Annotated in this window: 4 protein-coding genes and 1 pseudogene; 1 reads left to right on the top strand and 4 read right to left on the bottom strand. The window is 68.6% G+C overall.

What is annotated here, in order from left to right; genetic code table 11:
- From ACWELQ_RS35805 to ACWELQ_RS35795, 3 genes and pseudogenes are all read right to left on the bottom strand, one after another.
- Positions 1-216, bottom strand: a pseudogene (locus ACWELQ_RS35805) (hypothetical protein); the annotation flags it as partial.
- On the bottom strand, positions 213-1163 hold the full coding sequence (locus ACWELQ_RS35800; protein ID WP_452401445.1) for an FkbM family methyltransferase: 951 nt from the start codon (positions 1161-1163) through the stop codon (positions 213-215). The pseudogene ACWELQ_RS35805 and the gene ACWELQ_RS35800, both read right to left, overlap by 4 nt.
- Before the next feature lie 105 nt (positions 1164-1268).
- Positions 1269-1856, bottom strand: coding sequence for a TetR/AcrR family transcriptional regulator (locus ACWELQ_RS35795; RefSeq protein ID WP_452401444.1), 588 nt, complete (start codon positions 1854-1856; stop codon positions 1269-1271).
- A gap of 39 nt (positions 1857-1895) precedes the next feature.
- Between ACWELQ_RS35795 and ACWELQ_RS35790 the strand changes: the two genes are divergently transcribed.
- Complete coding sequence (locus tag ACWELQ_RS35790; RefSeq protein WP_452401443.1) at positions 1896-5150, top strand: arabinosyltransferase domain-containing protein; 3255 nt, start codon at positions 1896-1898, stop codon at positions 5148-5150.
- Here the strand turns inward: ACWELQ_RS35790 and ACWELQ_RS35785 are convergent.
- On the bottom strand, positions 5147-5876 hold a 730-nt coding region (locus tag ACWELQ_RS35785; RefSeq protein WP_452401442.1), incomplete at its 5' end, for an amidase family protein. The two genes, ACWELQ_RS35790 and ACWELQ_RS35785, sit on opposite strands and share 4 nt — an antisense overlap.

Genomic DNA, 5876 nt, shown 5'->3' with positions numbered 1-5876 from the left:
GCCGATATCCGTTGCGGCGGTGTCCAGGGCATCCGCGATCATTGTTGCCAGAGCGGGCAATCCGAGCCCGGAGGTCGCGGCCGCGCGGAGGTCGTCCGGGCAGCCGCGGTCACGGCGGGTGAAGATCCGGTCGACCGCGTCGCGGACGCAGTCGTGAGTATCGGCGAGGGTGCCGTCGCAGTCGAACACGATGGCAGCCGGGCGGGCAGGCCTCATTCGGGGAGTCCGTCACGCCAGTACAGTTCGACCGGATTGAAGCCGGGCGGGTCGGGCAGTCGCGGCGCGATGCGATGGAATCCGGCTTGCTTGATGGTGTTTCGCACGATCTCGCCGTCGATGTATTTGTCGTGAACCTCCAGCACGATGCGGTCCACCCGCTCCATCCACGGCTGTGGCGTGGCGAAGATGTCGACTTCGCTGCCTTCCACGTCGACCTTGAGCAGGTCGACATGGGTGATGCCGTGCCGGTCGAGCAACTCGTCGACGGTGCGCGCGAGTATCTTTCGCGATGGACGGCTCAGGGTGTTCTCCAGCCGCCACGGGCGCTGTCGCCGCAACTCGTACACCTCCGGCACCGCGGTGCACGTGTCCCAGAACGCACTGACCTCGAATTCGAGTTCACCCTCCGCGCCCGCCACCGCGCAGTCCTCCACGATCCAGTCCAGGCCCGACAGCTCCCGATTACGTTGCAGCACAACACGACTCTCGGCAATCGGTTCCACCGTCAGCAGCCGTCGCGGCCGGTAGCGCGCGGTGAGATAGGCCGCGGCCTGGCCGGTGTTGCCGCCGAGGTCGACGATGGTGTCCAGGGAGTCGATGGGTGAGTCCAGACGGTAGACCTGATCCAGCTCGTAGAAACGCTGCAGGAAAATCTGCCACAGGATCAACAGATCGCTCTGGTTGCGGCGCACTACGATCGGCGCACGGCCACCCGGAACACCGAAGTCCAGACGGATGAGCGTCTCCCCGGCCAGCGGCCGCCCGGCTGCCCCGAGAAATCGTCGGGCCATCCAGTGCGCAGCCCTGACCCGGCTCGCACCCCGTCCCCGCCGGGCTGCCGTCACCATATCCCGCACGGCGGAGGTCCCCTCGCGCAACAGGACTCGCCCGGTCCCGACCCCGAATGCCCGGTCGGCGTCCGACCGCAGATAAGCAAGACCCACATCGCCTCCTCGGTGCCGTGTCCTACAACCGACGGCAGAACATAGCAACCTTTCGGCAAATGATCTTGGATGCGCGCCGACCAAGATCATCAAACTTGCGCTGTGCTACTCCCGAAGCTGGGTCGAGAAGGGCGCGAGCAGCACGTCATCGACGAGCTGGAGGAATTCTCGGTCGATGACCGTGGGGTCGGGGGCGGTGAAGTAGCGGATGAGATAGCCCTGGAGGGCGCTCAGGCCGAGCGTGGCCCGGGCGGCGGCGGTGGCGGGCGGCATACCCACCGCGTGAAGGCGGGCCTCGAAGTTGGTGATCAACTGGGTGAGGGTCTCGGTGGCGTAGGGGGCGTAGGGGCTGTGCTGGGTGCAGGAGGCGCCGAAGACCTGGAGCAGGATTCGAACGGCGACTCGGCGTTCGCCGCGGGTGATCGACTCCCAGTCGGCCAGGAGGTAGGCGCGCAGGTCCGCCAGGGAGGTGGAGATCTCGGGGTCCGGGGTGAATTGGCGTTGCATGTGGGCCAGGACGTCGAGGATCAGTTGTTCCTTGGAGCCGAAATAGTAGATGAGCATGCGGCCGCTGGTGCCCAGCTGGGTGGCCAGGGAGCGCAGTGAGGTGTCGACAACGCCACTGCGGGAAAGGATTTCAGATGCCTGATCCAGCAGCGTCGCGCGCTTCGCGGAGTCGGCCCGGCCTGTCACCCCTTGACTGTAACAAGTGTTTCAACTAGATCTTGCACGGTGACTCGTAGCCTGGAGCGCGTCCCCGTCCATGTCCCGCGGGATCCCGTGGTCGATGGTGCGAGGTGGTGGCGGCGAATCGCGGTGGCGGCCGGGCTGATCGGTGCGATACTCGCCGTGCTGGTGCCGATCCTGCCGGTGCATCAGCAGCAGTCGTCGCTGCATTGGCCGCAAACCGGGCACCCGGGCAGCCTGACCGCACCGCTGGTGTCGTACTCCCCGACGACCCTGACCGTCGACATCCCCTGTGCCGCAACGGCAGGAATCGCCGAGCACGGCGGGAATCTGGTGTCGACCGTGCCGCCCGCCTCCGGGCAAGCCTGGCACTACGGCTTGAATGTCGTTGTCACGCCGCAGCAGAGCGGTGGTCGATTGCAGGTGGTGCTGCGCGACCGGACCCTGCTCGATGCCGCGCTCGCCGAGCTGCCGCCGGGCTGCACGGTATCGATCACCTCCGACGCCACCGGCACCACCGTGTCCGCCGGAATCGGCGAACCGGTCACGCTGCCAGGCGATTTCCGCCCGCAGGTCGTGGGTTTGTTCACCGATATCTCCGATCCCGCCGCGCTGGGCGCTCGGGCCGACGTCGTGATCGACTCGCGCTTCACGACGTCGCCGACAGCGTGGAAGCTGGCCGCGATCATCGGAGCCTTGCTGGCCACGGCGCTGGCCCTGTGGGCGCTGCATCGGCTCGACGGTCTCGACGGCCGTCGCAACCGGCGGGTGCTGCCGCGCCGCTGGTGGCGGCCCAGGCCGGTGGACGGTGTGATCATCGGGATACTCGTGGTCTGGTACTTCATCGGCGCGGGCACCGCCGACGACGGCTACATCCTCGGCATGGCCCGAACCGCCGGGCACGCGGGCTATCTGGCCAACTACTTCGCCTACTTCGGCGTGCCGGAGACGCCCATCGGCATCCCTTATGACTACTTCTTCGCCGTCATGGCCCAGCTGTGGCCGGCGAGCATCGCGGTGCGACTGCCGGGACTGCTGATCGCGATCGTGTGCTGGCTGCTGATCAGCCGTGAGGTGGTGCCGCGGCTGGGTATCGCGGCCCGGACCGAGCGGGCCGCGCGCTGGGCGGGCGGGTTGCTGTTCCTGGCCTTCTGGCTGCCCTACAACAACGGTTTGCGCCCGGAACCCGCTGTGGCGCTGGGTGTTCTGCTCACCTGGGTGTCGATGGAACGCGCACTGGCGACTCGTCGGCTGACACCCGCCGTCCTCGCGCTACTGCCCGCCGCGTTCGCCGTGGTGACCAACCCGTCCGGGCTGATCTGTTTCGCGGCGTTGCTCGCCGGGGCACGTCCGCTCGCGCAGATCGTCGTGGCCCGTGCCCGAACCATCGGCTACCTCGCGGTGATCGCCCCCGCGCTGGCGGCGGGCACGCTGGTCCTGACGATCGTGTTCATCGGCCAGCCGCTGTCCGCGGTGTCTCCCATGCTGGCGGCCCACCAGGCGGTCGGCCCGAAAATGCCGTGGTACGACGAGTATCTCGTGTACCAGAACCTCTTCCAGCCGATCCCGGACGGCTCGCTGGCCCGCCGCTTCGCCATGCTGGCCCTCTTCCTGGCCCTGGGTGTGGCATTGCTGGCGCTGCTGCGCCGCGGCGGCCGGATTCCGGGCCTGGCGGCGGGACCGACCCGGCGGATCGTCGGCACCACGATCGCCGCGATCCCGCTGATGACGTTCTCTCCCACCAAGTTCACCCACCACCTGGGCGTGTTCGCGGGTCTCGCCGGGGCGGTCGCCGTGGTCGCGGCCGTCGCGACCGGCCCGCGCGTGATCCGCTCGGCGCGCAACCGCGCGCTGGTGGCCGCCGCGGTTCTCGCCCTGCTGGCGCTGTCGTTCGCCAGCTCCAACAGCTGGTGGTATGTGGGCAGCTACGGAATCCCCTGGTGGGACAAGCCCATCTCGATACACGGAATCTCGCTCGGCACAGTCTTTCTGGCGCTGTCGCTGGCGACGGTCGCGGCGGCGGGCTGGCTGCACGTGCGTGCACCGTTCCTGCCCGCCGAACGGTCACCGCGTCGGCGAATCCCGATGTTGACCGTGGCGGTGGGACTGGTCGTGCTGTTCGAGGTCGCCTCGTTCGTCAAGGCCGCGGTCTCCCAGTATCCGTCGTACTCGATCGCGAAGTCGAACCTCTCGGCGTTGGCCGGGAAACCGTGCGGCCTGGCCGACGACGTCCTGGTCGAACGCGACCCGAACAACGGTGTCCTGTCGCCGGTTTCCGGTGACCCCGCGACCGCGCTGGGCGCCGGAACCGAGGACGGCTTCACCGCGAACGGCGTCAATCTCAACGATCTGGTCCCCGACGCCTCCGACGCGGCCGCCGCCTCGGTGGGGCAGTCACTCGGCAGCGCCGGGACCACCACCAAATCCGCGACCGACGGCGCGAGCGGGTCCGGCGCCGGACCACGCACCGGCATCAACGGCAGTACCATCCCGCTGCCGTTCGGCCTGGATCCGGCCACGACACCGCTGCTGGGCAGCTACGGAAGCCCGGGTGCGGCGAAGACATTGGTCTCCGGTTGGTACCGTCTGCCCGATCCGCACAGCGCGGCAGGACGTGGCGAGATCATCTCGATCGCCGTCGCGGGACGCGTCGCCTCGACCGACCTGGACAATCTCCCCGTGCCGGGCCAAAGCGTCCAACTCGAATACGGTGTGGCCGAGGCCGGAAACATCGAGGCGCTGGGCCGCCTGACCCCCGATGACGTGAGCGTCCTGCAACCCGCCTGGCGAAACCTCCGCCTCCCACTGAATCGTGTGCCGCCCCAGGCGAATACCGTGCGCATCGTGGCCTCGGTCGACAGCTCCGACCCGCAGCAATGGGTGGCCCTCACCCCGCCTCGCGTCCCTCGCCTGCAAAGTCTCGACTCGGTCGTGGGCCACTCCACCCCCGTCCTGATGGACTGGCTCGTCGGGCTCCAGTTCCCGTGCCAGCAACCCATGCCGCACCGCGACGGGGTGGCCGAGGTACCCGAATACCGCATCACCCCGGAATTCTCGGCCACCATCATGACCACGAACTGGGAGAGTCACACCTCCGGCGGACCTCTCGGGTACACCGATCTTCTCGCCGCCACCAAGACCATGCCCACCTATCTGCGCGACAACTGGAAGCGAAACTGGGGCGACCTGCTCGAGTTGGCGCCCTACGACTCGAAGGCCGCCCCCGCTGAACTCGACACCACCACGCTGAGCCGGTCCGGACTCTGGAGTCCGGGGCCCTTGAACTTCGCGGTTCGCTAGGTCAATTGCGCTGCGGTGGTGAGGAGTTGGCGTTCGGTGCCTGGCAAGCCGATCAGCTGAACTGAGGCGGGTTGGCCGGTTGGGGCGGGGATGGGTACGGAGACTGCGGGGAATCCGGCGAGATTCCAGGCTTGGGCGAAGGGGACGGTTCGAGCAGAGGCGAGATACGTGCGCGGATAGCTTTTGTCGCGCAGGGCACCGGCGGGCTGGGGGCCGCGTGCCAGGGTGGGGGTGAGCAGGATGTCGGCGTCGGTGAACCAGTCGCGGGCGCGGGCAGGCCAGGTGGAGGGGCGAGGGCCGCCGGAACGGCGGGTTCGGTTGCCGCGGTGCAGCATGGCGCGCGTGCGTTGTTCCAGGGCGGCGGGGTCGAGGCCGAGGGTTTCGGCTTCCTCGGCGATCCCGGCCAGCCAGCGAGCGCCCCAATCCTGGAGCAGCGATACCGGATACGAACGGTCCACGGTCCGGACGCTGTGCCCGGCTGATCGCAGCAGGTCGGCGGCTCGCTCGACAGCGGCTCGCTGCTGAGCATCGGGACGGCCCAGAGGAGAGGGGCTGCGGGTCGAGATCGCGATGCGGAGTGAAGGTTCGGGTGTGAGGGCGGCGAGGGTGGGGTCCTCGGCCAGCACCGCGAGCACGGCGGCCGCATCGCCCGCGGTCCGGGCGATCGGGCCGGTCACGGTGAGCCCGAACCAGTGCTCGGCCAGGCCGCCGGGCAGCGGGCACAGC

The sequence above is a fragment of the Nocardia sp. NPDC004722 genome (genome assembly GCF_053601505.1).
Note: the sequence above shows the minus strand (reverse complement) of the source record. Positions and strands in the feature narration are given on the sequence as shown.